The sequence below is a fragment of the Plantibacter sp. VKM Ac-2880 genome (assembly GCF_015351235.1).
GTDB lineage: Bacteria > Actinomycetota > Actinomycetes > Actinomycetales > Microbacteriaceae > Plantibacter.
In genome coordinates this window covers 424,458-450,651 of the sequence record NZ_JADKSJ010000002.1, presented here as the reverse complement: position 1 = coordinate 450,651, position 26,194 = coordinate 424,458, and the positions used below count along the sequence as shown (strand labels likewise).

21 protein-coding genes are annotated in these 26,194 nt (G+C 71.0%); 11 read left to right on the top strand and 10 right to left on the bottom strand.

Annotated features, from left to right (window positions below):
* Nucleotides 1–120 precede the first annotated feature (120 nt).
* From ITJ57_RS14225 to ITJ57_RS14190, 8 genes are all read left to right on the top strand, one after another.
* Nucleotides 121–849, top strand: a complete 729-nt coding sequence (locus ITJ57_RS14225; protein WP_194670739.1) for a tyrosine-protein phosphatase — start codon at nt 121–123, stop codon at nt 847–849.
* A complete protein-coding gene (locus ITJ57_RS14220) occupies nt 846–1,652 on the top strand; it encodes a metallophosphoesterase (RefSeq protein ID WP_194670738.1) in 807 nt (268 codons plus the stop codon). Before ITJ57_RS14225 ends, ITJ57_RS14220 begins: the two co-directional genes overlap by 4 nt.
* Before the next feature lie 52 nt (nt 1,653–1,704).
* The gene (locus ITJ57_RS14215; RefSeq protein ID WP_194670737.1) at nt 1,705–2,742 is read left to right on the top strand and encodes an ABC transporter substrate-binding protein; all 1,038 of its coding nucleotides are present in this window, start codon (nt 1,705–1,707) and stop codon (nt 2,740–2,742) included.
* 2 nt (nt 2,743–2,744) lie between these two features.
* Nucleotides 2,745–4,388, top strand: coding sequence for an iron ABC transporter permease (locus tag ITJ57_RS14210; RefSeq protein ID WP_194670736.1), 1,644 nt, complete (start codon nt 2,745–2,747; stop codon nt 4,386–4,388).
* Nucleotides 4,389–4,458: 70 nt separating this feature from the next.
* Entirely contained in the window at nt 4,459–5,580 is a 1,122-nt protein-coding gene (locus ITJ57_RS14205; RefSeq protein WP_194670735.1) for an ABC transporter ATP-binding protein, read from the top strand.
* A complete protein-coding gene (locus ITJ57_RS14200; protein WP_056012984.1) occupies nt 5,577–5,771 on the top strand; it encodes a hypothetical protein in 195 nt (64 codons plus the stop codon). Before ITJ57_RS14205 ends, ITJ57_RS14200 begins: the two co-directional genes overlap by 4 nt.
* Nucleotides 5,772–5,867: 96 nt before the next feature.
* On the top strand, nt 5,868–6,443 hold the full coding sequence (locus ITJ57_RS14195) for an isochorismatase family protein (RefSeq protein ID WP_194670734.1): 576 nt from the start codon (nt 5,868–5,870) through the stop codon (nt 6,441–6,443).
* A 92-nt stretch (nt 6,444–6,535) separates the two neighbouring features.
* Complete coding sequence (locus ITJ57_RS14190; protein ID WP_194670733.1) at nt 6,536–8,797, top strand: efflux RND transporter permease subunit; 2,262 nt, start codon at nt 6,536–6,538, stop codon at nt 8,795–8,797.
* Between the two features lie 85 nt (nt 8,798–8,882).
* Here ITJ57_RS14190 and ITJ57_RS14185 read toward each other — a convergent pair whose 3' ends face one another.
* Both ITJ57_RS14185 and ITJ57_RS14180 read right to left on the bottom strand, forming a co-directional pair.
* Entirely contained in the window at nt 8,883–9,677 is a 795-nt protein-coding gene (locus tag ITJ57_RS14185; RefSeq protein WP_370582416.1) for an alpha/beta fold hydrolase, read from the bottom strand.
* 64 nt (nt 9,678–9,741) lie between these two features.
* Nucleotides 9,742–11,448 carry a thiamine pyrophosphate-binding protein gene (locus ITJ57_RS14180; protein ID WP_194670732.1) on the bottom strand — a complete coding sequence of 569 codons (1,707 nt, stop codon included), beginning with the start codon at nt 11,446–11,448 and terminating at the stop codon, nt 9,742–9,744.
* 223 nt (nt 11,449–11,671) lie between these two features.
* Between ITJ57_RS14180 and ITJ57_RS14175 the strand changes: the two genes are divergently transcribed.
* Nucleotides 11,672–12,859 (top strand): DUF4192 family protein, encoded by a 1,188-nt coding sequence (locus tag ITJ57_RS14175; protein ID WP_194670731.1) that lies wholly within the window; start codon nt 11,672–11,674, stop codon nt 12,857–12,859.
* On the opposite strand, the gene ITJ57_RS14170 is transcribed toward ITJ57_RS14175, so the two are convergent.
* The gene (locus ITJ57_RS14170) at nt 12,844–14,301 is read right to left on the bottom strand and encodes a helix-turn-helix domain-containing protein (RefSeq protein ID WP_194670730.1); all 1,458 of its coding nucleotides are present in this window, start codon (nt 14,299–14,301) and stop codon (nt 12,844–12,846) included. The two genes, ITJ57_RS14175 and ITJ57_RS14170, sit on opposite strands and share 16 nt — an antisense overlap.
* 123 nt (nt 14,302–14,424) lie before the next feature.
* Here ITJ57_RS14170 and ITJ57_RS14165 point away from each other — a divergent pair, with 123 nt between their 5' ends.
* Together ITJ57_RS14165 and ITJ57_RS14160 are read left to right on the top strand one after the other, a co-directional pair.
* A complete protein-coding gene (locus ITJ57_RS14165) occupies nt 14,425–16,290 on the top strand; it encodes a phosphoenolpyruvate carboxykinase (GTP) (RefSeq protein ID WP_194670729.1) in 1,866 nt (621 codons plus the stop codon).
* Nucleotides 16,291–17,164: 874 nt separating this feature from the next.
* Entirely contained in the window at nt 17,165–17,434 is a 270-nt protein-coding gene (locus ITJ57_RS14160; RefSeq protein ID WP_194670728.1) for a hypothetical protein, read from the top strand.
* A gap of 69 nt (nt 17,435–17,503) precedes the next feature.
* Here ITJ57_RS14160 and ITJ57_RS14155 read toward each other — a convergent pair whose 3' ends face one another.
* The 7 genes from ITJ57_RS14155 to ITJ57_RS14125 form a co-directional block, all read right to left on the bottom strand.
* Complete coding sequence (locus ITJ57_RS14155) at nt 17,504–19,432, bottom strand: ABC transporter ATP-binding protein (RefSeq protein WP_194670727.1); 1,929 nt, start codon at nt 19,430–19,432, stop codon at nt 17,504–17,506.
* A 166-nt stretch (nt 19,433–19,598) separates the two neighbouring features.
* A complete protein-coding gene (locus ITJ57_RS14150) occupies nt 19,599–20,945 on the bottom strand; it encodes an MFS transporter (protein ID WP_194670726.1) in 1,347 nt (448 codons plus the stop codon).
* A 204-nt stretch (nt 20,946–21,149) separates the two neighbouring features.
* Nucleotides 21,150–21,620 carry a 6,7-dimethyl-8-ribityllumazine synthase gene (gene ribH / locus ITJ57_RS14145; RefSeq protein ID WP_194670725.1) on the bottom strand — a complete coding sequence of 157 codons (471 nt, stop codon included), beginning with the start codon at nt 21,618–21,620 and terminating at the stop codon, nt 21,150–21,152.
* 75 nt (nt 21,621–21,695) lie between these two features.
* Complete coding sequence (gene ribA, locus ITJ57_RS14140; protein WP_194670724.1) at nt 21,696–22,973, bottom strand: GTP cyclohydrolase II; 1,278 nt, start codon at nt 22,971–22,973, stop codon at nt 21,696–21,698.
* A complete protein-coding gene (locus tag ITJ57_RS14135) occupies nt 22,970–23,668 on the bottom strand; it encodes a riboflavin synthase (protein ID WP_194670723.1) in 699 nt (232 codons plus the stop codon). Before ITJ57_RS14135 ends, ribA begins: the two co-directional genes overlap by 4 nt.
* Nucleotides 23,649–24,767: a bifunctional diaminohydroxyphosphoribosylaminopyrimidine deaminase/5-amino-6-(5-phosphoribosylamino)uracil reductase RibD gene (ribD, locus tag ITJ57_RS14130; protein WP_228507258.1), complete on the bottom strand. Its 1,119-nt coding sequence runs from the start codon at nt 24,765–24,767 to the stop codon at nt 23,649–23,651. Before ribD ends, ITJ57_RS14135 begins: the two co-directional genes overlap by 20 nt.
* 340 nt (nt 24,768–25,107) lie before the next feature.
* Nucleotides 25,108–26,094: a sugar-binding transcriptional regulator gene (locus ITJ57_RS14125; RefSeq protein WP_056012949.1), complete on the bottom strand. Its 987-nt coding sequence runs from the start codon at nt 26,092–26,094 to the stop codon at nt 25,108–25,110.
* Nucleotides 26,095–26,194 lie beyond the last annotated feature (100 nt).

Below are 26,194 nucleotides of genomic sequence, written 5' to 3'. Positions count from 1 at the left end.
TCACGGAACGCGCGCACGCTGTCGGTGTAACGCGGTTTCACGTCCGGTGAAACGCGCGGAACGACCACCGGGGACCGGCTGACGACAGTGGCTCCCGGTGCCGAACCGAGGAGCACGGGCATGCAGACGATCGACCTGGACGGTGTGTACAACGCGCGAGTCGCCGGCTCCCCGACCGCTCCGTGGCTCATCCGTTCCGCGGCACCCGACACCCTCACCGATGCCGGTCGAGCGACGCTCGCGGAGCTCGGCGTACGACTCGTCGTCGACCTCCGCGAGACGATCGAGCGCGCCGAGGACGCCCGCGACGCCGGCATCCCCGTCACCAGCGTCCCGGTCTACGGCACCCCGGACGGTCCGCCGTCCACCGGTTCACTCGAAGCCGTCTACGAGACGCTGCTCACGACCCGCGGCACGGCGCTCGCCGCCGCGGTCGGGGCGATCGCCGATGCGCTCGACGACGACCGAGGAGCCGTGCTGGTGCACTGCACGGCCGGCAAGGACCGCACGGGCCTGGTCGTCGCGCTCGCGCTGCTCGCGACCGGCACCCCGGCCGAGGCCGTCGTGGCCGACTACGCGACGTCCGGCGAATCGGTCGCCCGGCACCGCGAGCGGCTCGTCGTGGCGACCCTCGCCGAGCTCGGTCTGGACGACACCGCCCTCATCGAGGCGCGACGCCTGCACCTCGACAGTCCCGCCGAGGTCATGCGCGGAGCCGTCGCGACCATCGACGCCCTCGGCGGGGCGCGCCGGTACCTCCTCGACCACGGCCTCAGCACCGACCGGCTCGGCCGGTTGGACCGCCGGGTCACCACTGCCGCACTCGCCGAGCGCGGGGCCGACGCATGAGCGTCGAATCGGGACGCCTCACGATCCTGCACCTCAGCGACGTCCATGCGACCGAGGGGGAGCTCCTCTACGGGTCCGTCGACGGCCTCGAGCGGCTGGAGCGCGTCGCCGCCTACGTCGCGGAGACGGGGATCACCCCCGAACTCGTCGTCGTGACCGGTGATCTCGCCCAGCGCGGCCACCCCGGCGTCTACCCGGCGATCGACCGCGGTCTCCGGCGCCTCGAGGACGCCGTCGGTGCCCCGGTGCTCTCCGTGCTCGGCAACCACGACGACCCGGTCGCCGCACGGGTCCTCACCGGGCACGAGGCCGGTCACGCCAGGGTCGTCCACGTCGGGGAGCTCCGGGTCGTCCTCCTGGACTCCTCGAGCGGAGCGCTCGACGACGAGCAGCTCGCCCTCGTGCGCGCCACCCTCAGCAGCCCGTTCGGCATCGGCACGGTCGTCGCACTGCACCACCCGCCGCTCGGCTCGCCCGTACCCACCCTGGCGCAGGCCGGGCTCGCCCACGCCGACACCCTGCTCGACGCGCTCGCCGGCGGGGACGTCCGCATCGTGTTGGCCGGTCACTTCCATCACGCGCTCTCCGCGACCGTCAGGGGCGTCCCGATCTCGGTCGGGCCGTCGCTCGCCTACCACCAGGTGATGAACGCCGGCCCCGACCTCGTGAGCGGCCACGACGCGTCGCTGTTCTCGCTCGTGCACCTGAGCGCCGAGTCCGTCAGCACCGCCGCGTTCAGCCTCGGCGACGCCGTCCCGTTGTTCACCGCCCCGGCCCGTCGGCCCGCGTCGCTCGCCTCCTGACCCGCACCTTCCGTTCCGTTCCGCCCGCCGCACCACACAACCAGAGGAAGTCATGTCCCGTCTCACCCGGACCAGCGCCGTCACCGCTCTCGCGCTCTCCACCGTCATGCTCGCCGGCTGCAGCGCCACCGCAGCCTCCTCCGCCGACCCCACGGGGGACGCGGCCGACGTCCTCGACGCGGCGACCATCACCCTGTACACCTCGGAGCCCCAGGAGAAGGCCGACGCCCTCGTGGCCGCCTTCAACGAGGTCCAGCCGAACGTGACCGTCGAGGTGTTCCGCGCCGGAACCGGAGACCTCACCGCCCGTATCGAGGCCGAGCGGACCGCGGGCGACGTCCAGGCCGACGTCCTGCTCGCCGCTGACGCGGGGACCTTCGAGGGCTACGCCGCCGACGATCTGCTCCTCGCCTACACGCCCGCCGACATCGAAGCCGTCAACCCCGACGTCGTCGACCCGGAGGGCTTCTACACCGGCACGCGCATCATCCCGACGGTCATCGCCTACAACACCACGGCCATCGACACCCCGCCGACCTCGTGGAAGGACCTGACCGACGCCGAGTACGCGGACAAGATCGTCATGCCGAACCCCGACGTGTCCGGAGCCGCGGCCTACAACGCCGCCGTCTGGCTCGACGACGACCAGCTGGGTGAGGACTGGCTGGCGGCGCTCGCGGCGAACTCGCCCGTGATCGCCGACAGCAACGGGCCGGTCTCACAGGCCGTCGCCGCCGGTACCCAGCCCGTCGGCATCGTCGTCGACTACCTCGTCCGCGAGCTCGCGGCCGCCGGTTCGCCGATCGCCGTCGCCTACCCGGAGGAGGGTGTGCCGTACGTCTCGCAGCCGGTCGGGATCTTCGCCGCCACCGACGAGCAGGCGGCGTCGGAGGCCTTCGTCGACTTCCTCGTGAGCGAGGCGGGCCAGACCCTCGCTGTCGAGCAGTCCTACCTCCCGGTCCGCTCCGACGTGGGTACCCCGAAGGGTGCTCCATCGATGGACGAGCTCACGATCCTGTCGCCCGACCTCGAGACGATCCGCGCCACGCAGGACGACGCGGTCGCCACCTTCAACCGCCTCTTCCAGTAACGATGACGACGACGACGGCTCGCGCGGCGAGCACCACCGGGTCGCGGTTCGACGGGCTCACCGCGGTCCGTGTCCTCGTGTGGCTCGCGTGCGCGGCCGTCGTCCTCGTGCCGCTCGCGAGCGTCGTCGTCCTCGCGGCAGGTGGACGGCACCTGCCGTTGCTCCTGCAAGGTGACGTCGTCGAAGCCGGGCTCAACAGCTTCGTCTCGGCCACACTGTCGGCGCTCGGTGCGATCGTCATCGGTACCGCCCTCGCGCTGTTGTTCGAGCGGACGGACCTCCCCGGGCGCCGGGTGCTCCGACTGGCCGCGCTCAGCCCGCTCCTCGTGCCCCCGTTCGTCGGCGCGATCGCCTGGATCGGGGTCGCCGGTCCGACGAGTGCTCTCAACGTCTGGTGGCGCGGCCTCACCGGCGGACCGCTGTGGTCCATCTACGGCGGCGACGGGGTGGTGTTCCTGCTCATCGTCCACAGCTATCCGATCGCCCTGCTCATCGTCACCGCGGCCATCCGGCGGATCCCCGCCGACCTCGAGCAGGCCGCCAGGATCGCCGGTGCGTCCGCGGTGCGCGCCCTGCTCACGGTGACGGTGCCGCTCGTCCGGCCTGCGCTGCTGTCCGCCTTCACGCTCATCGCCGTCTCGAACCTCGCCGACTTCGGGATCCCCTCCATCATCGGTACGCCGGAGCGGTTCGTCACCCTCTCGACCCTCGTGTACCGGTACCTCCAGTCCGGGACGGTCGAGTCGCCGCTCGAGGTGGTCGCGACGATCGGCGTGGTGCTGCTCGCGATCGCGCTGCTGGCGCTGGTGGCCGACGTGCTCATCTCGCGGCGTCGGGTCGAGCTCGACGCCTCCTCGTCACCACCGCAGCGTCTCCCGCTCGGTGTCGCACGGCCCGCCGTCGGGATCGTGACCTGGGGCGTCGTCCTCGCCCTCACGCTCCTGCCGTTGCTGGCGTTGCTCACCCAGTCACTCCTCCCGGCCCCCGGCGTGCCGCTCACCCTGGAGAACCTGACCCTCGACAACCTCGTCCGAGCCGTCACGGCGTCAGGCACGCTCGCAGCCGTCGGCAACTCGGCGATGCTCGCCGGGCTCGCCGGTGGTGTCTGCGTCGTCCTGGGGCTCGCGATCGGAGCGCTCACCACGCGCACCCGGGCCAGGGACAACGGGGTGCTGTCCGCGGGCGCCCTGTTGCCGCAGGCCGTCCCCGGCCTCGTCATCGCGGTCGCCTGGCTCGTCATCGCGCCGCGCGTCGGCCTGTTCAACACCCCGTGGCTCATCCTCGCCGCGTACGTGACGTCCTTCGTCGCGCTCGTCGTGCAGTCCGTCGGCGCACCGCTCAGGGCCACGCCGCTCTCGGCCGAGGAGGCGGCACGGATCGCGGGCGCCGGTCGCCTGCGGGCCCTGGTCGACATCTCGTGCCGGATGGCGATCCCGGCGGCCCTGGCCGGTGGGGTGCTGGTCGTGCTGACGGCGGTCCGCGAACTCACCCTCTCCGTCCTCCTCCTGTCGCCCGGCTCGCAGACGCTCGGGGTCGCGATCTTCAACCTGCAGCAGGCGGGTGCGTACAACGCCGCATCGGCCCTCGCCCTCCTCGTCACCGTCGCCGGTCTTGCGGGTCTCGGCCTCGCCGCCCGATCGCGCTGACCGATGCCGGGCGACACCTCCGACCCTCCACCAGTCCGCCGTCCACCATCCCTCGATCCAGGAGCACACCATGGCCTCCGTCACCCTCGCAGCCGTCGACCTCCGGTACCCGTCCGGCGCCCAGGGGCTCGCCGGCATCGACCTCCACGTCGCGGACGGTGAGTTCGTCGCGCTGCTCGGCCCGTCCGGATCGGGCAAGACGACCCTGCTCCGGACGGTGGCCGGGTTCCTGGCACCGACCGGTGGCCGCGTCCTGCTCGGCGACCGGCTCGTCGCGGGTGGGGGTGCGTTCGTGGCACCGGAGCATCGCGCCCTCGGCATGGTCTTCCAGCAGCACGCGGTCTGGCCGCATTGGAACGTCGGGCGGAACGTCGAATACCCGTTGCGGCTCGCGAAGGTGCCGCGTCGGGAGCGCGCCGCACGGGTCGCGGCGGTGCTCGAGCTGGTCGGCCTGGCCGGTGCGTCCTCGCGCGACCCGGCGACCCTGTCCGGCGGTCAGCGCCAGCGGGTCGCCCTCGCCCGGGCGATCGTCGCGGAGCCCGAGGTGCTGCTCCTCGACGAGGCGCTCTCAGCACTCGACGAACCGTTGCGCGATCGGTTGCGCCTCGAACTCCAGTCGCTCACCAGGCGGTTCGGACTGACCGTCCTGCACGTCACCCACGACCGCGACGAGGCCCTCGCCCTTGCCGACCGCGTCGTGGTGCTCGACGGCGGCCGCATCCAGCAGATCGGCACCCCGCCGGAACTCGTCTCCCGACCGGCGTCGGCGTTCGTCGCGCGGTTCGTGTCGGATGCGACCGTCATCACCGGCCGGCTCGACGCATCGGGGTTCACCGCCCCTGACGACAGCCTGCATCTCGACACGGCCGTGATCGAGTCGACGGCGGATCCCGCGGCGGCCGTCGGTAGAGCCGCGGACCTGGCGATCCTGCCCGGGGACGTCCGCCTCGCGCCCGTCGAACCGGGTTCACCGGGTGACGCGGTCGTCGTCTCGTCGCTCTTCGGCCGCGAGGGCAACGACGTCGTCCTGGACTGGAACGGACGCTCGCTGCGGAGCCGGGGTTCCGGGGTCCGACCCGTCGTCGGCGAGCGGATGCGGGTCCGCATCGAGCGGGCCATCGTCTATCCGGCAGCAGGGGCGCCGACGGGCGCCGACCACCCGGCCGCGGAGCGGGTACCGTTGGGAGCATGAAGTATCTGGTGCTGTTCGCCGCGGGTGCCGCGCTCATCCTCCTCGGGATCGTCTTCGCGCTGCTCCTGGAGCTGCCCGTCGGGTTCCGGATCGCCGGGCTCGTCGCCATGCTGCTCGGCACCGTGGTCATGGGCGTGAACGTCGGCCTGCAGTTCTTCGACCGCCGCCGCGAACGGGCCCGCCGCCTCTGACCCCCGCCGGCGCAAGCACCTGACGCCGCCCGATCCTGCGCGTTACCCTCGAAGCCACCCGCTTCGGCCGAGGCGGGACGACAACCGGGAGGCTTCGTGGCGCGCGCGCTCTTCATCATCGACGTACAGAACGACTTCACCGAAGGCGGTGCGCTCGGGGTGACCGGTGGCGAGAACGTCGCCGGAGGGATCACGCAGCTCCTCGCTGAGCACGGCGACGACTACGCGCACGTGTTCGCCTCCCGCGACTGGCACGACGCCGAGGGCGACAACGGCGGCCACTTCGCCGCGGGCGAGCCCGACTACGTGACCACCTGGCCCGTGCACTGCGTCGCGGGCAGCGAGGGTGCCGAGTACCACCACGCGCTCGACACCAAGCGCGTCGACACCCACATCCGGAAGGGGCAGGGAGCCCACGGGTATTCGATCTTCGAGGGCGTCACCCCGGAGGGCCGACGCCTGGAGGAGGTCCTCGCGGACGCCCAGGTCACGGAGGTCGACGTCGTGGGCCTGGCGACCGACTACTGCGTCCGCCGCAGTGCCCTCGACGCCATCGGGCACGCCCTGCAGGTCCGGGTGCTCACCGACCTGGTGGCGCCGGTCGACGAGGCCGCCGGAGCGGCGGCGCTCGCCGAGATCGCTGCAGCCGGGGGAGTGCTCGTCACGCGCTGAGACCCCGCCGGACCGGACTCGCACACGCCACCCGCCGCGGATAGTAAGCTAGCTGCATAATATTCGGGACAAGGCGAGGACGGGGCACGCGCATGACGCACGGGCGACACGGTGAGGCATCGACGACCACGGCGCCGCGGCGGGATCGGAACGGGGCGCCGCGCTGGCTGCGCATCCTGCTGCCCGCGGTCCTCATCCTCCTGTGGCTCACCGCGGCCGGCGTCGGCGGGCCGTACTTCGGCAAAGTCAGCGAAGTCGCGACCAACGACCAGACGAGCTTCCTCCCCGCGAGCGCCGACGCCACCGAGGTGCAGGCCGCGCTCGACGGGTTCCGTGACGGCGACGACATCCCGGCCCTCGTCCTGTTCGTGCGGGAGGGCGGGATCACCGACGACGACCGCTCCGCCATCGACGACGAGCTCACGACGATCGCTTCGACCGAAGGCGTCGCCGACGGCGTCTCACCGGCCATCCCCTCGGAGGACGGCGAGGCCCTCGAGGCCTTCGTGCCGATCAGCGGCGACGCGGAGGTCGGTGACGTCGTCGAGGCCCTGCGCGCACAGCTCGCGGACGCGATGCCGTCGGGGGTCGAGGTCTTCGTCACGGGTCCCGCCGGCTTCACCGCGGACCTGACCGCCGCCTTCGCCGGCATCGACGGCATCCTGCTCCTGACCGCCCTCGGCGCCGTCTTCCTCATCCTCATCGTCGTCTACCGGTCGCCCGTGTTGCCGTTCCTCGTGCTCGGCACCTCGCTCTTCGCACTCTGCACGGCGCTGCTCACCGTGTGGTGGCTCGCCAAGGCCGGCATCGTGCTCCTGAACGGTCAGGTGCAGGGCATCCTGTTCATCCTCGTGATCGGCGCGGCGACGGACTACTCGCTGCTCTACGTCTCGCGCTACCGGGAGGCGCTCCGCGACCACGAGCGGCGATGGGATGCCACGTGGGCGGCGCTCCGCGGTTCCCTCGAGCCGATCGTCGCCTCCGGAGGCACCGTGATCGCCGGACTGCTCTGCCTGCTGCTCAGCGACCTGAACTCGAACAAGGCACTCGGGCCGGTGGCCGCGATCGGCATCGTCTTCTCCGTGCTCGCCGCGCTCACCTTCCTGCCCGCGCTCCTCCTCGCCTGCGGCCGGAGCTCCTTCTGGCCCCTGCGCCCGAAGGTCGGCAGCGAGCACCGGGTGCAGTCCGCGACGGACGACGACGACGCGGTGCCCACCACCGGGCTGTGGGGTGGGATCGCCCGCCTCATCTCGCGCCGCGCGCGCATCGTCTGGATCGGGAGCACCCTCCTCCTCCTGGTCGCGAGTCTCGGCGTCGTCCAGCTGCAGGCCGACGGCGTCGCGCAGAGCGACCTCATCCTCGGGAAGTCCGAGGCGCGCGACGGACAGTTCGCGCTCGGCGAGCACTTCCCGGCCGGGTCGGCGAGCCCGGTCTCCGTCCTCACCAGGGAGGGCGACGCCGCCGAGGTCATCGCCATCTTGGAAGGCGCCGACGGGCTCGATGACGTCCAGGTGCTGGCGAGCGGTACGCCGACCGGCACCGCGGACGCGACCGTGCGCGACGGGGAGGCGGTGTTCACCGCGCCGCCGACCGGTCCTCCCGGGACTCCTTCGAGCCCGGCCGATCCCACCGTCGACGACGGCCGGATCGTGCTCCAGGCGACCCTCGACACGGCACCCGACTCCGCAGCCGCTGAAGAGACCGTGCGACAGCTGCGCGCCGACCTCGACACCGGCGTCGGCACCCACACGCCGGTCGGCGGGGTCACCGCGACCGCGATCGACTCGAACGATGCCGCCATCCACGACCGGAACCTCATCATCCCCGTGGTGCTCGTCGTCATCCTCCTCATCCTCATGCTGCTCCTGCGGTCGGTCCTCGCGCCGGTCCTGCTCATCCTCAGCGTGGTCGTGTCCTTCGGGGCGGCGCTCGGGGTCTCCGCCCTCGTGTTCAACCACGTCCTCGGGTTCCCCGGCGCGGATCCGAGCGTCCCGCTCTACGGCTTCGTCTTCCTCGTCGCGCTCGGGATCGACTACAACATCTTCCTCATGACGCGGGTGCGCGAGGAGTCGCTCCGGGTCGGCACGAGAGCCGGGGTGTTGCGCGGTCTCGCGATCACGGGTGGGGTGATCACCTCGGCCGGCCTCGTCCTCGCGGCCACCTTCGCGGCGCTCGGCGTGATCCCGATCCTGTTCCTCGCGCAGATCGCGTTCATCGTCGCGTTCGGCGTCCTCCTCGACACGATCATCGTGCGGACCCTGCTCGTCCCGGCCCTCAGCCATGACATCGGGAGCGCCATCTGGTGGCCGTCGAAGCTCGCGAAGGGACGGGTCGAGCACCGACACGCCGCCTGAGCGCGGGGTCGCCGTCTCCGGTCACTGAGCTTGTCGAAGTGCCCCGGACGAGATCCTCCCCGCGAGGGTCTCGGCCCCGGAGGTCCTACCCCTGCTCGGCGAGGAACGCCAGGACCGCGTCCTTGAACACCCGGGAGGACACGGCGTTGAAGTGCTCGCGGCCGGCCAGGCCCACGTACCGCGCTCCGGCCGCCTCGGCCAGGCGCCGACTGCCGTCCGCGACCGCGTCGTCGTCCCCGGTCACGAGGAGCATCGGGAGGGGAGGCACCTCGGCCGTGGTCGGCTGCGGACCGCCGCGGAGGCCCTCCACCAGGGCGATCAGGGCCTCGACGTCGTTGCCGGGGACCCCCTCCGCCATCGACACGTACGTCTCGGTGAGCCGGTGCGTGATCGTCGCGCCGGTCCTGACCCGGAGCCGGGCCTCGTCGAGGTCGAAGCCGCGGAGCGAGTCGCCCTCCGGGAGCCCGCCGAGGCTGAGCGAGCGGACACGGTCGGGATGCCGGACACCCAACCGCCAGCCCACCCGTGAGCCGAGCGAGTAGCCGAGGTAGTGCGGCTCGTCGACGCTGTAGCCGTCGAGCACGGTGAGGACGTCGTCGACGAGGCCGTCGAGTCGGTAGGCGCTCGGATCCGTCGGCTTGTCCGAGGCCCCGTGTCCGCGCTGGTCGATCGTCACCAGCCGGTATCCGGCTCGGGTGAGGGTCCTCGTCCACCCTGCGAGGTCCCAGTTGAGTCGGGCGCTCGAGGCGAACCCGTGGACGGCGACGACCGTCTCCGCGCGGTCCGCGTCGGCCGCCGGCTCGTGCACGTAGGTGGCGATCCGGAACCCGTCCGACGACATGACGTAGGTGGGCGCGATCGGCTCAGGCTGGGGAAGCACCCGACCACGATACTCGCCGCAGGGAGCGGTTCGGCACGCGTCGGTGTCGTCGTCGCGACGTGGCTCAGTCGACCGCGATCGGGCGGGGCCCCTGGTGCATCATCTCCGACAGGTACGGTGCGACGACGCTCGTGGAGATGCGGCAGTCGAGCAGGAGGACGCCGTCCGCCCCGGCGTGGACCCAGTCGGTGAGGCCGTCGAGGTCGGCGAGCGTGTCGATCGTGAGGCCTTGGCCGCCGAGCGCACGGGCGAGCGCGGCGAAGTCCACCTCGTCGATGAGCATGGGGGCCTGGTCGAGTCCGCGTGAGCCGTACTGGTGGACCTCGGCGCCGTACGCGGCGTCGTTGAAGACCACGACCACCCCGCTCCGGACTGTGCGGATGACGGTGTCGAGGTCGGGGAGCGCCATGAGGCCGCCCCCGTCGCCCGTGCAGAGGACGGTCGTGCCGGGATGTCCGACCGCGGCCGCTCCGACGGCGCTCGGGAAGCCGAGTCCGATGGTCTGATAGGCGGTGCCGACCATGACGAGGCGGTCGGGGGAGGGGATGTCGAGGTAGCTGGGTGCCCAACCGATGAAGTGGCCACCGTCCTGGACGACCGTGCGGTCTTGCGGCAGCAGTTCGTTCAGTCGGTGCGCGAGGCTGCGGGGGTCGAGTCGGCCGTCGGCGCACACGCCGACACCGGGATCGCGGTCGAGGTGGGGCGCCGGCCGGACGGCACCTCCGGCGGTGAACCAACCGGAGCCCGGCGCGCCGTCCAGGCGATCGAGCAGACCGGCGGCGGCGAGCGCTGCGTCGCCGCGGACGAGTTCGTCCACCCGGGCGTTCGTCGGGGCGTCGGCGAGGTCCACCTGGATCACGTGCGCCTCGGGCGAGAACGCCTCGCCGAACCGCATCGTGAACTGGTTGAGGCCGGCGCCCACGACGAGGACGACGTCCGCATCGGCGATGGTCCGTGCCGCGCGTTCCGTCGCGAAGCCTCCGGCGACTCCGAGGTCGCGGTCGCTCGCCCCGAACAGTCCGAGCCCGAGCGCCGTGGTCGCGGTGTAGGCGTCCAGACGTTCCGCGAGCTCCCCGAGGACGGGGCCGGCGTCGGCCAGCCAGGCGCCACGGCCGGCGAGGATGAGCGGTCGACGCGCGGAGCGCAGGGCGGCTGCTGCGGTGTCCAGACGCCTGGCGACCGGTTCCACGCGCGACGGCCGGACGAGGGCGGGGTGATGCGGCGTGCCGTCCGCCCGCAGCGGTTCGTCGGACGCCACGGCGGCGAGGTCGTACGGGATCGCGAGCACGACGGCCGTCCGACGGTGGACGGCGTGTTCGATGGCCCGCAGGGTGGTCGCGGTGGCGTCGTCACGGCCCACGGTGAAGGTGGGCGCTCCGAGCCCGGCGGCGATCTGGAACTGGTCGACGTCCCAGGGCCTCGTGCCGGTCGTTGGCGCGTCCCCGACGACGAGGACGAGGGGGATCCGCGCCATGACCGCTTCGGCGAGCGGGGTCAGGGTGTTGGTGAATCCGGCCCCGTAGGTCGCCGTGGCGGCGGCCAGGGCACCACTGGCGCGGACGTAGGCGTCGGCCGCGGCGACCCCTCCGGCTTCATGCCGCATCGCCGTGATGCGCGTGCCGGTGGCGGCGAGGGCGTCGAGGAAGTGGGCGTTGCCGTTCCCCATGACCCCGAACACGTCGGAGACGTGGTGGCTGAGGGCCTGGGCCACGCGGGCGGAGACGGTGGACGGGTGCACCGCGGGAACGGTCGACGGAGCGTATTCGGACATCGAGTGACCTTCGAGGACGTGGACGGATGGGATTCCGTGTGTGTCTCGCCGGTGCTGACCGCGCTATCGCCCTTTTTTCGAGCAACGACTCCGGTGTCGCGGAGTCTGACGAGCACACTCTACTCCGCGGGGACCGCGCTGCACAGAGCGGCCGTCGCGTCAGTCGCTCAACATGAGCAACACCTGCCGGACAGGCCGCCGACGTCCGCTGGAGGCTGTCCTCATGACCCACATCGTGCAGGCCACTACGGCCGAAGACCTCCTCGCCCTCGTCCCCGGACTCGTCGGAACCACCCCGAGATCGAGTCTCGTCGTCGTCCTCTTCGAGGGTTCCCGCAGTCGCGGCGCCCTCCAGGTGCATCTCCCGGCCGGGACGGACGTCGACCGGCGGGTGGCCGAGGCCGCCGCAGAGCGCGCCCTCGGATTCGCCTGCCGGGCCCCGGGCGTCGACGCCATCGTGCCGGTGCTCTACTCGGACGACGCCTTCGGGGCGGGTTCGGAACCGCCGGGCCGGATCATCGCGGACGCGGTCCTCGAGTTGGCGAACGCGCACGGGTTCACGGTCAAGGATGCGCTGTGCTCGGCCACCGACGGCTGGGGCTCGTACCTCGATCCCGGACTTCCCTCCGGAGGGAGGTCGCCGGCGATCGTGACCTCGGCTGCGGTGCCGCAGGTCCCACCGCTCCCGGCGGAGCTCGTCACCACCGAGGTGCCGTCAGTGGATGCGGCGACGTTCGCGGCCGTCGACCTCGAGTACCGGGTGCTCAGCGCTCGGCTGGACGCCATGCTCGATGCGGCCACCGATCGCACCCGCACGGGCTGGCGGATCGATGTCGGCGACACCGTGGAACGACTCGACGGCCTTCCCGAGGTCTTCGAGGATGCCCTCCTCCGCGGCGTCGAAACGATGACCCCGCGGGAGGTGGCCTTCCTGTTGCTCAGCCTGAAGCGCCCATGGGCGAGTGATCTCGCGCTCATGCAGTGGGCGTTCGGGCGTGACCTGGGCGACGAACTCGATGACGCCGAACGCGCGTACGGGCATCTCCCGGTCGGGATGGACGACCCGGAGGTGTTCCACCGGGTCGCCCACCTGCTGGTCGGCGATGGCCCACATCCCGACGTCCAGCGCATCCGGGCGGCGAGCAGCCTGCTCCTCGACATCGCGGCGCGCGCATCCGAGTCCGCGCGCGTCGCGCCGCTCGCCATGCTCGCCTGGCTGTCCTGGGCGCTCGGTCAGAGCAGCCGTGCGGCCGCCTTCCTCGACGAGCTCGACGTCGCCGAACTGGACCATCCGCTGGCGTCGACCGTCGCGTCGCTGATCCGCCAGGGGCACCTGCCGGCCTGGGCGTTCTGTAGGGCCCCCGGAACCCTCGACGGCGCTGTCGCAGGGAACGGTCAGCCCGCCGCGTGACGCTCGAGGAAGTCGTAGACCTCGGAGTCGTCGACGCCCGGGAACGTACCGCTCGGCAGCGGCGAGAGGATGTGCGTGTGCAAGCGGGCACTGGGCCAGGCCTGCTCGCGCCACTTGTCGGCGAGCACGGACGGAGGCCGTCGGCAGCAGGTCGGGTCGGGGCACGTCGACACCGCACGGGTCGTCGTCTCCCGCCCGCGGAACCACTTCGCCTCCCCCCAGGGCACGCCGACCGAGATCGAGAACTCGCCCGCCTCGGTGGTGCCGGTCTGCGTCGCGCACCAGAAGGTGCCGGCCGGGGTGTCGGTGTACTGGTAGAGCTCGGTGGTGCGGTTCGTCCGGGCGAAGGCGTTGCGTGCGCTCCACTTCCGACACACGATCTGGCCCTCCACGGCGCCCGTCACGTCGACCGGGAGCGGGAGCGCGTCGTTCTCGTAGGCCTTCGAGATCGCGCCGTCCTCCGAGACCCGCAGGAAGTGCAGACGCATGTCGAGTCGCGCGGTCGCGAGGTTCGTCAGTCGGAGAGCCGCCGCCTCGTGGGTGACCCCGAACGCGTCGCGGAAGTCCTCCACGGCCAGGTTGCGGTCGCGCTTGGCCTGCTGCAGGAAGGACACTGCGGCCGTCTGCGGCATGAGCGCCGCCGCCGCGAAGTAGTTGATCTCGAGCCGCTGCCGGAGGAACTCCGCGTAACTCGTCGGTCGTTGGTGTCCGAGCAGTCGGTGGGCCATCGCCTGCAGGGCCATGGACCGCAGCCCGTGCCCGCCAGGGATCGATGCCGGCGGCAGGTAGATCCGACCGTTCTCGAGGTCGGTGACGCTCCGAGCCGAGTGCGGGAGGTCGTTGACGTAGATGAGGTCGAAGCCGAGTTGCTCCGCCATGACGCTCACCGTGCGGTGCGTGAGCGCGCCGGTGCTGTGCCCCGCCCGCAGAACACGGGATTCGGCGAGTTCCTCGATCTCCGGGAGGTGGTTGTCGCGCTCGCGCATCCACTCCCGCAGTTCGGTGTTGGCGCGTCGGGCCTCCTCGGGTGTCGCGATCGCCTCGTTCGCATGCCGTTGCAGTTCGCGGTGCAGTCCGACGAGCGCGCGGAGGGCGTCGTCCGGGATGCCCTTCGACGGCTTCACCTGGGGGAGGGTCAGCTCGCTGTAGAGGGCGCTCCGTTGCAGCCGGTCCAGTTCGATCTCCAGCGCAGCACGGGGATTCGGTGCCTCGGTCGAGAGCAGGTCGTTCAGCTCGACACCGAGGGCGGCGGTGAGTTCCTGCAGGACCGACAGTTTCGGCTCACGCTTGCCGTTCTCGATGAGGGAGAGCTGGCTCGCGGCCAGACCGACCCGCTCGCCGAGATCGTCGAGGGTGAGTCCACGACGCGTCCGGAAGTGACGGATCCGGCGCCCGAGGGTGAGCAGGTCTGCGGCGGCGTTGCCGGAGGGGTTCGGAGACATTCCTTCACCATATCGAAAGATCGGCGATTCTTCACGATAGATACCACGAGAAGAATCCCCGATTCGGGCGCAGAGTGGGTTCACGCCCACTTCTTGACTGTCCCACCAACGCCGGAGGAACACATGTCCATCGCCGAGCTGCTCTCCGATCCGACCCCCGCCCCCGCGACGCGGCGGCTGCTCCGAGCGGTGCAGTCGCCGACCTCCTCAGGGCTCGCCGAGCTGCACGCCTGGGTGGACGAACTCGCGACCCTCCTCGAACCGTCCGCCATCCACTGGGTCGACGGCTCGGCGAGTGAATCGCACCGGCTCACCCACCAGCTCGTCGCGGAGGGGAAGCTCATCAAGCTCAACCCCGAATGGCGGCCGAACAGCTTCCTCGCCCGCAGCGACCCGAGCGACGTCGCGCGGGTGGAGGACCGCACCTTCATCTGCTCCGAGACGGAGGAGGATGCCGGTCCGACGAACAACTGGCGCGACCCGGTCGCCATGCGAGCCGAACTGCGCGCGGTCTTCGCCGGCAGCATGCGCGGCCGGACGATGTACGTCGTCCCGTTCTCGATGGGTGCCGTCGGCGGGCCGCTGTCGCAGCTCGGGGTGCAGATCACCGACTCCGCCTACGCCGTGCTCAGCATGGGGATCATGACCCGGATGGGCGACCGCGTCCTCGAGCTCATCGCCGACGGTGCGCCCTGGGTGCGCACCGTCCATTCGGTCGGTGCCCCGCTCGAGTCCGGGCAGGCCGACGTCGTCTGGCCGTGCAACGACACGAAGTACATCGTGCAGTTCCCCGAGACCCGCGAGGTGTGGTCCTTCGGCTCAGGGTACGGCGGTAACGCCCTCCTCGCGAAGAAGTGCTTCGCCCTGCGGATCGCCTCGGTGATCGGGCGGGACGAGGGCTGGTTGGCCGAACACATGCTCCTCGTGCGGGTGACCTCGCCGGAAGGGCGTGCCTTCCATCTCGCTGCGGCCTTCCCCTCGGCCTGCGGCAAGACCAATCTCGCGATGCTGCGGCCCACGATCCCCGGGTGGCGGGTCGAGACGCTGGGCGACGACATCGCCTGGATCCGTCCCGGCGACGACGGCCGCCTGTACGCGATCAACCCGGAGGCCGGCTTCTTCGGCGTGGCGCCCGGCACGGGGGCGACGACGAACGCGACGGCCGTCGACACCCTGTGGGGCAACACGATCTTCACGAACGTGGCCCTCCGCGACGACGGCGACGTGTGGTGGGAGGGGCTCACCCCCGAGCCGCCGGCGCACCTCATCGACTGGCAGGGTCAGGACTGGACGCCGGACTCCGGTCGCCCGGCGGCGCACCCGAACTCACGGTTCACCGTCGCGGCGGCGCAGTGCCCGTCGATCGCCCCGGACTGGGACGCGGCCGACGGCGTGCCGCTCGACGCGATCCTCTTCGGCGGACGCCGGGCCACGAACGTGCCGCTCGTGGTGGAGGCGAGCAGCTGGGAGCACGGCGTGTTCATGGGCGCCACGATCTCCTCTGAGCAGACCGCGGCTGCCGAGGGCACGGTCGGCGAACTCCGCCGCGACCCCTTCGCGATGCTGCCCTTCTGCGGGTACAACATGGCCGACTACTGGGGCCACTGGCTGCGCGTCGGCGGTGCGCTCGACCACGGGAAGGCGCCGAGGATCTTCCAGGTCAACTGGTTCCGCAAGGACGCCGACGGTTCGTTCCTCTGGCCGGGCTTCGGCGAGAACGCCCGGGTCATCGAGTGGATCGTCCGGCGGCTGGAGCACGAGGCCGGGTCACGGGTGTCGGCCATCGGTGGGCTGCCGCTCGTCGACGAGCTGAACCTCGACGGCGTCGACCTGCCGGGGGACGCCCTCGACGCGCTGTTCGCCGTGGATCGCGACTCCTGGCTCGCCGAATGCGACCTCACCGAGGCCTTCTTCGACACCTTCGGAAGCCGCGTCCCGGCCGCCCTTCGGGCAGAACTCGCCGCGCTCCGTTACCGCCTCCGCGCCTGACGCTCGTCCTGCATTCGCCCATCTTTGGGCGAATGCAGGTTCGTTCGCCCAAAGATGGGCGAACGAACGGGCTACGAGGGTGCTCCACAGCTCGCGAACGAGGGCCGAGGTCGTCGTGAGGTGGCCGCGCTGCTCGGCCCGCCGCTGGATCGCGCGACGATCGAAGCATGACGCCAACCGATCTGCCCGATCACGACGCGTTCTCCGTCCGCTCGGCGCTGAAGCATGGCGTCTCGCCGGAGCGCCTCCGCACGACGCGTGTTCCAGCACCATTCCCGGGGGTTAGGAGCTTCGCTGCACCACGCAGGGGCGCTGACCTGCCTCCCGGGCAGCGGCATCTCGCGCACCTGGAGCTGTGTCGGGCGTACGCGCAGCGAATGGCGCCGGCGCGAATGGCACCGGCGCAGTTCTTCTCGCACCTGTCGGCCGCACACCTCTTGAATGCTCCGCTCCCGGCGCGGCTGCGCTGGGACGAGGTGCACGTCGGCGTCCGGCCGCCGGACCGGGCGCCCAGGGTCGCCGGGGTCGTTGGCCATCGCATGACTGGCCTCGTCAGCGATCCGATCCTCACCGAGGGGCTCGCGGTCGTGAGTCCCGCCGACATGTGGTGTCAGCTCGGACCGAGTCTCACCGTTGACGAGCTGGTCGCGGTCGGCGATCACCTGGTCCGTGAGCGAGGTGCCTCGGGCCGGTGGCGGCATGAGCGCATTCCGGGGCTCTGCTCCATCGACGACCTCGCAGCGGCGCTGAGCAGCTCCCGGCACCTCGGCGCGGGCCCCTCCGTGCTGCGCTCCCGCAGATCCGCGGTGGTTCCGAATCGCCGAAGGAGACGGAACTCCGACTCGCCTTCGTTCGCGCCGGTCTTCCGGAGCCGGTGCTCAACCACGAACTCCGTGATCGCTGTGGGCGGTTCATTGCGCGTCTCGACCTCGCCTACCCGGCGTATCGTGCAGCGTTCGAGTACGACGGGCGCCAGCACGCCACAGATGCGGGGCAGTTCGCGAGAGACGTCGACCGGATCCATGCCGTCACCAAACTCGGCTGGTCCCACGACCGCTTCCTCGCACATCATCTGCAGGCGGGAGCCGCCGTCGCGGTCGACAGAGCCCGCGAGCGCCTCATCGCGGCAGGATGGCGCCCGTGATCCCGTTCATTCGCCCATCTTTGGGCGAATGCAGGTTCGTTCGCCCAAAGATGGGCGAACGAACGGTGGTCAGACGAGGAGCTGGTGCTTCGCGAGTTCGCGGTAGAGCGACACCTCGGTGACGAGTTCGCTGTGCGTCCCGACCCCGACGACACGGCCCTCGTCGAGGACGACGATCTGGTCGCTGTCGACGACCGTCGACAGGCGGTGTGCGATCACGATGAGCGTGCGCCCCGTGGCGACCGCGTCGATGGCCTCACGCATCATCTGCTCGTTCACACCGTCGAGGCTCGAGGTCGACTCGTCCAGCAGCAGGATGGGCGGGGCCGCGAGGATGGCCCGCGCGATCGCGAGACGCTGGCGCTCGCCACCGGAGAGCATTATGCCGTCCTCACCGACGGGAGCCGACAGGCCGAGCGGGTTGCGGTCGAGCACGGCACCCAGGTTGACCGCGTGCAACACCCGGACGCAGTCGGCGTCGTCGGCGTCCGGCGACGACAACAGCAGGTTGTCACGCAGCGTGCCGGCGAGCACCGGGGCGTCCTGCTCCACGTAGCCGATCTGGTGCCGGAGCTCGGTGCGGGGAATGGTGCGGATGTCGACCCCGTCGAGCCGGATGGAGCCGGCGGTCGGGTCGTAGAAACGTTCGATGAGACCGAGGATGGTGCTCTTGCCGGCACCGGACGGCCCGACGAGCGCGGTCCGCCTGCCTTGCGGCACCTCGAAGGAGACACCGCGGAGCACCTGGCGACCGAGGGCGGACTGCGCCTCGGCGAGCCGGGCGGCGTCGGCGGCCAGGGTCTCCGAGGGGGCCGCAGCGTCTTCCGTCACCGTGGCTGCCAAGGCCTCCGCAGCCGCCCGCTCCCGCTCGATCACCGCAGCATCGGGGTAGGCGAACACCACCTCGTCGAACGCGATGGCGGGGGCGTCGGAGGTGGCGTCACCGGGACGCGCCACGCCCGCGGCGATCGCCGCGTCGTCGTCGCCCTCGTCGGGGAGGTCGAGGATCTCCTGGATCCGTCCGAGGGCGCCGAGGGCCTGGTTGACGCTCGTGATCGCGCCGAAGGCCTGACCGAGCGGCATGATCATCATGAACAGGAACAGGATGAACGCGACGAGGCTCGCGATCGTGATCGCACCCGACGCGACCCGGAAGCCCCCGACCCCGAGCACCACGAGGAACGAGGTCTGCATGGCGATGCCGGCGACCGGGACCACCAGCGAGGAGATCTTGGCGATCCGGACACCGACGCCGTAGGCCTCCTTCGCGACACCGTCCACCGCGTGGATCTCGCGGTCAGTGGCGTTGGACGCGCGGATGGTGCGGATGGAGCTGATCCCGCGCTCGACGGCGGCGGCGAGGTCGCCCACCTTCGTCTGCTGTTCGCGGCTCGCCACCCGGATCCGACCGCTGAGGACGACGACGACGACGACCGAGACGATCACGACGAGCAGGGTGAGCCCGAGGAGGACGGGGTCGATGATCGCCATGGCGATGAGCGCCCCGAGGAAGGTGATGGCGCCGCCGACGGCGTCGACGAAGCCCTGCGTGAGTACGGCGTAGAGCATCGTCGTGTCGCTGCCGACGCGGGAGACGAGGTCGCCGGTGCGGCGCGTGTCGAACTGGCTGATGGGGAGTCGGAAGATGCGGGCGATCAACTGGCGACGGGACGAGTAGACGACCCCGGTCCCGGCCCGCTGCAGGAGGTAGTGCTGGTACCCGCTGATGACGCCGGAGACCACGACGAGGCCGACGAGTAGCCAGGCGAGGTTCCCGAGCGACCTGCCGGCCTCGACGACGCCGATGACCTGGCTCACGATGAGCGGCTGGGCCAGGGAGGCCGCGGCCCCGATGACGCTCAGGATGATGACCACGACGAGGATCGAGCGGTGCTCGAAGATGTACGGCATGAGCTGCTTGAGGCTCGCGCGCGGACCGTCGTCCTTCGGCCGGCTGAACGGACTGCGGCTGCGTGCGGGGCGCGCTGGGGTGCTCATGGTGCTCTTCCTCTGAGGTGCGGTGCGCGGGCTCGGAGACGTCCATGGCGACGGCGCACCGTCCTCCAACTCTAAGCGACCGCCGCCGGTGTCCGGGCCGCAACCGACCGAGGGCCGGTGCCCGGAGGAGTCCTCCGTGCACCGGCCCTCGGTGAGGCGACCGGGGTCAGGCGTCGATGTCGACGTCCTTCGTCTCCTTCGAGACGATCAGCGCCGTGAGGGTGATGGCGGCCATCACCGACAGGTAGACGCCGACCCAGAACGGGCTGCCGCCACCGGCGCTCCACAGCGCGACCGCGATGAACGGCGCGACGGCCGCACCGAGGATCGACGACACGTTGTACGAGATGCCGGAGCCCGTGTACCGGACGTTCGTGGGGAACAGCTCGGGGAGCAGCGCGCCCATCGGACCGAAGGTGAAGCCCATGAGGCTGAAACCGATGATCAACCAGATCATGACCCCGGTGAACCCGGCGTCGAGGAGCGGCACCCACACGAGGCCGAAGACGAGGATCGCGCTGGTCACCACGATGAGCGTCTTGCGACGGCCGTACTTGTCGGCGAACGGGCCCGAGACGAGGGTGAAGATGCCGAAGAACACGACGCCGGCGATGAGCATGAGCACGAACGTCGTGTAGCTGTAGCCGAGGCCGGCGACGGGGGCATCGACCGGCGCACGGCCGTAACTCAGGGAGAACGTCGTCATCAGGTAGAAGAGCACGTAGGTCGCGAGCATGAAGAACGTGCCGAGGATGAGCTTGCGCCAGTGGAGCTTGACGACGCTGGCGAGCGGCGACCGCTGGACCTTGCCCTGTTCCTTCGCGGTCGTGAACGCGTTGCTCTCGACGAGCCGCAGGCGCACCCACAGGCCGACGATCACCATGACGACGGAGAAGAGGAACGGGATCCGCCATCCCCACTCGAGGAAGGCCTCGGACGGCATCGACGGGTCGTCGCTCGGCAGGATCGCCGCGATGATGAGGAAGAGGCCGTTCGCGATGATGAAGCCGATCGGCGCACCCAGCTGCGGGAACGTGCCGAACAGGGCCCGCTTACCCTTCGGGGCGTTCTCGGTCGCGACGAGCGCCGCGCCGGACCACTCGCCGCCGAGCGCGAAGCCCTGGCCGATGCGGAGGATCACGAGGAGCAGTGGCGCGACCCAGCCGACGAGCTGGTACGTCGGCAGGAGCCCGATGAGGAAGGTCGCGACACCCATGGTGAGCAGGGCGCCGACGAGGGTCGCCTTCCGGCCGCGCTTGTCGCCGAGGTGACCGAAGATGACGGCACCGACGGGGCGGGCGACCATGGCGGCGCCGAACACGGCGAACGAGGCGAGAAGACCCGCCGTGGGGTCCTCACTCGGGAAGAAGAGGTGGGGGAACACGAGGACGGCGGCCGTCGCGTAGACGTAGAAGTCGTAGAACTCGATCGTCGTGCCGATGAGGCTGGCGAGGACGACACGGGAGCGCGGATTGACCGGGGCCTTGGTGACTGGTGTTGCTTCGAGAGACATGCGTGCGCGTTTTCGGTTCGGGGATGGGCGCCGTCGAAGCATCAGCACCGGTCGCGCACGCCCGCCGACGACGGCAGGATCAGAGGATGTCCCGCTTGTGGCAGGACCATGACACTGTACGCCGAACGGCGGCGTTCCGGTACTCGGCTCCCGCTGACCGGGTGCCGTGGTACGGGGACGCCGCCGTTCGGCGGTGCGGAGGGGTCAGCCGCGGAGTTCGCGGAGGATGACAGCGGTCGCCACGGCGGCGTCCGCGGCCTCGGCGCCCTTGTCCTCCTTCGAGCCGGGCAGACCGGCGCGGTCGAGTCCCTGCTTCTCGTCGTCGAGGGTGAGGAGCCCGAAACCGACGGGCTTGCCGGTCTGGACGCTGACCTGCGTGAGGCCGCTCGTGGCAGCGTCGGAGACGTACTCGAAGTGCGGGGTGCCGCCGCGGATGATGACCCCGAGCGCGACGACCGCGTCGGCACCACCCTCGAGGGCAGCCTTGGCGACGACCGGGAGCTCGAAGCTGCCGGGGACGCGGATGAGCCGGTGGGTGGCGCCGCTGGCATCGAGCGCCTTCACGGCGCCGGCGATGAGGCCGTCCGTGATGGTCTCGTGCCAGGTACCGGCCACGATGACGATGTCGAGGCCGGTGCCGTCGACGCTGATGGTGGGTGATCCTTCGCCGCTCATGCGGGCTCCTGTCGTCGTTCCCGAACGGATCGGGGCTGCTGGTGTGGTGTTCCCCGCGCTTGTCGGGGGAGGGGGCTACTGGTGCGGTTCCGGTTCGAGGTCGAACCCGATGCTGTGTCCCATGCGGTCGCGCTTCGTCTCGAGGTACCCCTCGTTGAAGAGACCGACGCCCACCACGAGCGGGACGCGCTCGCTCACGGCGATGCCGTGGTTGGTGAGCTGCCGCTCCTTCTCGGGGTTGTTCGAGAGCAGACGGACGGAGGTGATCCCGAGGTCCGTCAGGATCGCGCTCGCCGCGGTGTAGTCGCGGGCGTCAGCCGGCAGCCCGAGCGCCAGGTTGGCGTCGAGTGTGTCGAGGCCGTCCTCCTGGAGTCGGTAGGCGCGCAGCTTGTTGATGAGTCCGATCCCGCGACCCTCGTGTCCTCGGAGGTACACCACGACACCGCCGTGACGCTGGATGGTGTCGAGGGCGCTGTCGAGCTGGGGTCCGCACTCGCACTTGAGCGAGCCGAACGCCTCACCCGTGAGGCACTCCGAGTGGACGCGGACGAGCGCGCCGGTGGCCTGCGGGTCGCCGGCGATGATGGCGAGGTGGTCGGCACCGGTGCGGCGGTCGCGGTAGGCGCGGAACCGGAAGGAGCCGTGCGTCGTCGGGACGGTCGTCTCCACCTCGAACGACACGTTCGAGGACTCGGGGATGGTCACCTGGTTCGCGCGTTCCTCGGCGCACACGGCGGCCGCATCGGGGTTGTCCTCGAGGAAGGCGATGAGCGCTGCGATCGTGGTGACCAGCACCCCCTCCCGCTCACCGAGTGCGATGAGGCCGGGCAGGCGCATCATCTCGCCGTCGTCCGCGACGATCTCGGAGATCGCGCCGACGGGGACGAGACCGGCGAGCTTCATCAGGTCGACGGCGGCTTCGGTGTGCCCGTCGCGCTCGCGCACGCCGCCGTCGACGGCACGGAGCGGGACGATGTGTCCGGGCCGCGAGAGGTTGGACGGGAGGGACGCCGGGTCCGCGAGCACGCGCAGGGTGTGGGCGCGGTCGGCGGCGCTGATGCCGGTGCTGAGGCGGTCGGCCGCATCGACCGTGACCGTGTAGGCGGTGCCTCTGGCGTCCTCGTTCACGGCCACCATGGGCGGAAGGGCGAGTCGATCCGCGATCTCGTTCGTCATCGGGGCGCAGATGAAGCCGGAGGAGTGTCTGACCGTCCAGGCGATCCACTCCTGCGTCGCGGATGCTGCGGCGAGGATGACGTCGCCTTCGTTCTCGCGGCCCTCGTCGTCGGCCACGATGACGGGTCGACCCTGACGGAGCGCCTCGAGGGCCTCCGGGATGCTGGCGATGCTCATGCGTTGCCCCTTTCGGTGGCGGTCGTGACGAGCGGGTCCGCAGGGTGCGGCTCCCCGTCGGCACTGCTGGGGAGGTCGATTCCGGCACGGTGGCGGTAGGCGAGCATCCGCTCGACGTGGCGGGCCAGGATGTCGGTCTCGAGGTTCACCCGGTCGCCGGGGATGCGGTCGCCGAGGGTCGTCGCCGTGAGCGTCTCGGGGATGAGGGAGACCTCGAACCACTGCTCGGCGACGTCGGGGTCGCTGACCGCGCTGACGGTGAGGGAGACGCCGTCGACGGTGATCGACCCCTTGTCGACCACGAGCGGAGCGAGGGCGTCGGGCAGGGAGATCCGGACGATCCGCCACGCGTCGCCCGGGACGGTGCTGACGATGGTGCCGGTGCCGTCGACGTGGCCCTGCACGATGTGCCCGCCGAGGCGGTCGCCGACGCGTGCGGCGCGCTCGAGGTTGACGGCGCTGCCGACGGTGGCGCCGTCGAGCATGCTCATCGCGAGGGTCTGCGCCATGACGTCGGCGGTGAAGGTGTCGGCGGTCTGCTCGACGACGGTGAGGCACACCCCGCTCACCGCGATCGAGTCGCCGTGGCGGGTGCCCTCGAGGACGAGCGGACCTTGGACGGTGAATCGGGCGGACGCCTCGCCGTGGTCGATGGCGATGATGGTGCCGCGTGCTTCAACGATGCCCGTGAACATGGCTTGGTCCGTTCTCTGGGGGCGACACGGTGTGGCCGGCTGGAGCCGACCCGACCGGGTGGCGGGTGGGGGTCGTGATGATGAGGAGGTCGTCGCCGAGCTGTTCGACACCGATGGGTTCGAGGCGGATCGCTTCGTGGATGGTCTCCACGCCGAGGTCGCCGATCGCGAGTCGAGGGCCGCCGAGGAGTACGGGGGCGAGGTAGGTGAGGACGGTGTCGGCGAGGCCCGCGCGGAGGAACGCCGTCGCGACGGTCGGGCCGCCCTCGACGAACACGCTGCGGACACCGAGGGAACGGAGCTCGGCGAGGAGCGCCGCCGGGTCGTGCCCGTGGTGCAGGATCGCGCCTCGCGGGTGGCGGTGTACCGCCGCGCCGGCGGGGATGGCGCGGTCGCCCATGACGACGGGGACCGGCTGCTCCGGCCGGAGCGTCCCGTCCGCGTGCCGCGCGGTGAGGCTCGGGTCGTCCGCGAGGACGGTGCCGGTGCCGACGAGGATGGCGTCGTGGGCCGCTCGTCGTCGGTGCACGTCGATCCGTGCGGCCTCGCCGGTGATCCACCGGCTGGTACCGTCGCTCGCCGCGATGCGGCCGTCGAGGGTCGAGGCCCACTTCACGGTGACCAGCGGGCGTCCGAGGCGGGCCACGGTGAGCCAGTCGTCGAGGAACGCCTCGGCCTCGTGGGCGAGCACGCCGGAGACGACCGCCACGCCCGCGGTCCTCAGCCGTTCCGCGCCCCCGCCGGAATGATGACCGGGGTCGTCGACGGCGAAGACGACGCGCTCGACACCCGCCTCGAGCAGCGCGACGGCGCAGGGGCCCGTCCGTCCGGTGTGGTTGCAGGGTTCCAGGGTGACGACGGCGGTGGTGCCACGAGCTGCTCCCGGCGCGAGCTGGGAGAGCGCGTCGACCTCCGCGTGAGCGGTGCCGGCACCGCGGTGCCAACCCTCGGCGACGATCGTGCCGCCGGCGTCGAGGATGACGCACCCGACGCGTGGGTTCACGCCGCGGGCCGGCCCGTTCGCGGCGAGTTCGAGCGCGCGCAGCATCGCCTGCCGTTCGCGGCTCGTCGCCGTCGGTGTCGCGGGTCCTGCGTCCATCGGTCCGTCTTCTCGGTCGGTACTGACACGGAATCCGGGGTCGCGGGCAGGTGCTCGCAGGCGTCGACCATCGGCCGACGCCCGTGCCTCCTTCCATCCGGACTCGAACGCCGCCTGCGAGCAGACGCGTTCATAACCGTCGGTCCTGGAGTTCCACCAGGTCAACCGGGCATCGCTTGCGCGTTGCACGGGTCGCGGACTATCACCGCCGGTTCGGACTCTCACCGACCCCGGAGCACGTTACGTGTTGTCGAGTCTAGGTCAACGGGCTGAGTGGCCGCCCTATTCCCGGCTCGGATGACGCCCCGTTGCCGGGCTCCGTCCTGCGGTGTGGTCGCCCTCAGCGCTGGGCGTCGTGCTGGTCGATGGCAGCGCGCGCGGTGCCCTCGTCGACCACGAGGTCGGAGATGAGCCCGCCGGCCAGTGCGCCGAGGAGCGGTGGGACCTTGGCCGCCCCGGCGACCACGCAGATCCGGCGTGAGACGCCGCGCAACACGTCGAGGTCCGGTCCGGATGCGCGGTTGTTGAAGGGGATGTCCCGCCACGAGCCGTCGGCGCGGAAGAACACCGTGGCGACGTCGCCCACCGCACCGGCGCTCGCGAGCGCCTCGAAGTCGCTGTCGTCGAGGTAGCCGCCGACGTACACGTGGCTGGGCACCCCCGAGAGCTGCGATCCGAGACCGAACAGCGCCACATCCATCCGTCGCTGGATCTCCAGCACCCGGCGGATGCTGCGCTCACGCCACAGCGCGAGCTTCGTCGCCGGGTCGTCGAAGAAGGCTGGCACGGCGAACTGCTGCGCGTAGGCACCGTAGGCGTCCGCGTACCGGTGGAGGATCTCGCTCGCGTAGAGGATGCCGGAGGTCCGAGTGTTGGCCGCGCCGTTCAGCTGGACGATCTGCGAGTTGTGGGTCCGCTTCGGGGTGAGGTGGCGCGCGACGGCGCTCACCGTCGACCCCCACGCCAGACCCAGCGTCATGTTCGAGTCGAACACGGAGCCGAGAAAACGTGCAGCCGAGAGGGCGACGCGTTCGAGGCGGTCGATGTCGCTCGTGTGGTCGGGGACGGGGACGATGTGGGCGGTCACGCCGAAGCGGTCGCGGAACTCCGCCTCGAGCCGCGAAGGCATGTCGTGCGGCGACCGGACTTGGATGTCGACGAGGCCGCTCTCCCGTGCGTATCCGAGCAGGCGTGAGACCGACGACCGCGAGGTGTGGAGCTCCTGGGCGATGGCCTCCATGGTCAGGTCCTGCACGTAGTACAGCTGCGCAGCGCGGAGCGCCTCGGCCGTCCGGTCCGGCTGGCTGAGTGCGTCTGCGAGCGACATCGGGTCTCCTTGCACGTTTGTTCACTAGGGCTGTTCAGAGTTGCAGGTGCTGTCACGATGTATTCAGTCACATCCTTCAGCGGCGCGCAAACCCGGCGGC

Bases quoted from the DNA above. Each gene is read 5' to 3' on its own strand.
- ITJ57_RS14225 (WP_194670739.1), top strand. From the start codon at position 121: ATGCAGACGATCGACCTGGACGGTGTGTACAACGCGCGAGTCGCCGGC.
- ITJ57_RS14220 (WP_194670738.1), top strand. From the start codon at position 846: ATGAGCGTCGAATCGGGACGCCTCACGATCCTGCACCTCAGCGACGTC.
- ITJ57_RS14215 (WP_194670737.1), top strand. From the start codon at position 1,705: ATGTCCCGTCTCACCCGGACCAGCGCCGTCACCGCTCTCGCGCTCTCC.
- ITJ57_RS14210 (WP_194670736.1), top strand. From the start codon at position 2,745: ATGACGACGACGACGGCTCGCGCGGCGAGCACCACCGGGTCGCGGTTC.
- ITJ57_RS14205 (WP_194670735.1), top strand. From the start codon at position 4,459: ATGGCCTCCGTCACCCTCGCAGCCGTCGACCTCCGGTACCCGTCCGGC.
- ITJ57_RS14200 (WP_056012984.1), top strand. From the start codon at position 5,577: ATGAAGTATCTGGTGCTGTTCGCCGCGGGTGCCGCGCTCATCCTCCTC.
- ITJ57_RS14190 (WP_194670733.1), top strand. From the start codon at position 6,536: ATGACGCACGGGCGACACGGTGAGGCATCGACGACCACGGCGCCGCGG.
- ITJ57_RS14180 (WP_194670732.1), bottom strand. From the start codon at position 11,448: ATGTCCGAATACGCTCCGTCGACCGTTCCCGCGGTGCACCCGTCCACC.
- ITJ57_RS14175 (WP_194670731.1), top strand. From the start codon at position 11,672: ATGACCCACATCGTGCAGGCCACTACGGCCGAAGACCTCCTCGCCCTC.
- ITJ57_RS14170 (WP_194670730.1), bottom strand. From the start codon at position 14,301: ATGTCTCCGAACCCCTCCGGCAACGCCGCCGCAGACCTGCTCACCCTC.
- ITJ57_RS14165 (WP_194670729.1), top strand. From the start codon at position 14,425: ATGTCCATCGCCGAGCTGCTCTCCGATCCGACCCCCGCCCCCGCGACG.
- ITJ57_RS14155 (WP_194670727.1), bottom strand. From the start codon at position 19,432: ATGAGCACCCCAGCGCGCCCCGCACGCAGCCGCAGTCCGTTCAGCCGG.
- ITJ57_RS14150 (WP_194670726.1), bottom strand. From the start codon at position 20,945: ATGTCTCTCGAAGCAACACCAGTCACCAAGGCCCCGGTCAATCCGCGC.
- ribH (WP_194670725.1), bottom strand. From the start codon at position 21,620: ATGAGCGGCGAAGGATCACCCACCATCAGCGTCGACGGCACCGGCCTC.
- ribA (WP_194670724.1), bottom strand. From the start codon at position 22,973: ATGAGCATCGCCAGCATCCCGGAGGCCCTCGAGGCGCTCCGTCAGGGT.
- ITJ57_RS14135 (WP_194670723.1), bottom strand. From the start codon at position 23,668: ATGTTCACGGGCATCGTTGAAGCACGCGGCACCATCATCGCCATCGAC.
- ribD (WP_228507258.1), bottom strand. From the start codon at position 24,767: ATGGACGCAGGACCCGCGACACCGACGGCGACGAGCCGCGAACGGCAG.
- ITJ57_RS14125 (WP_056012949.1), bottom strand. From the start codon at position 26,094: ATGTCGCTCGCAGACGCACTCAGCCAGCCGGACCGGACGGCCGAGGCG.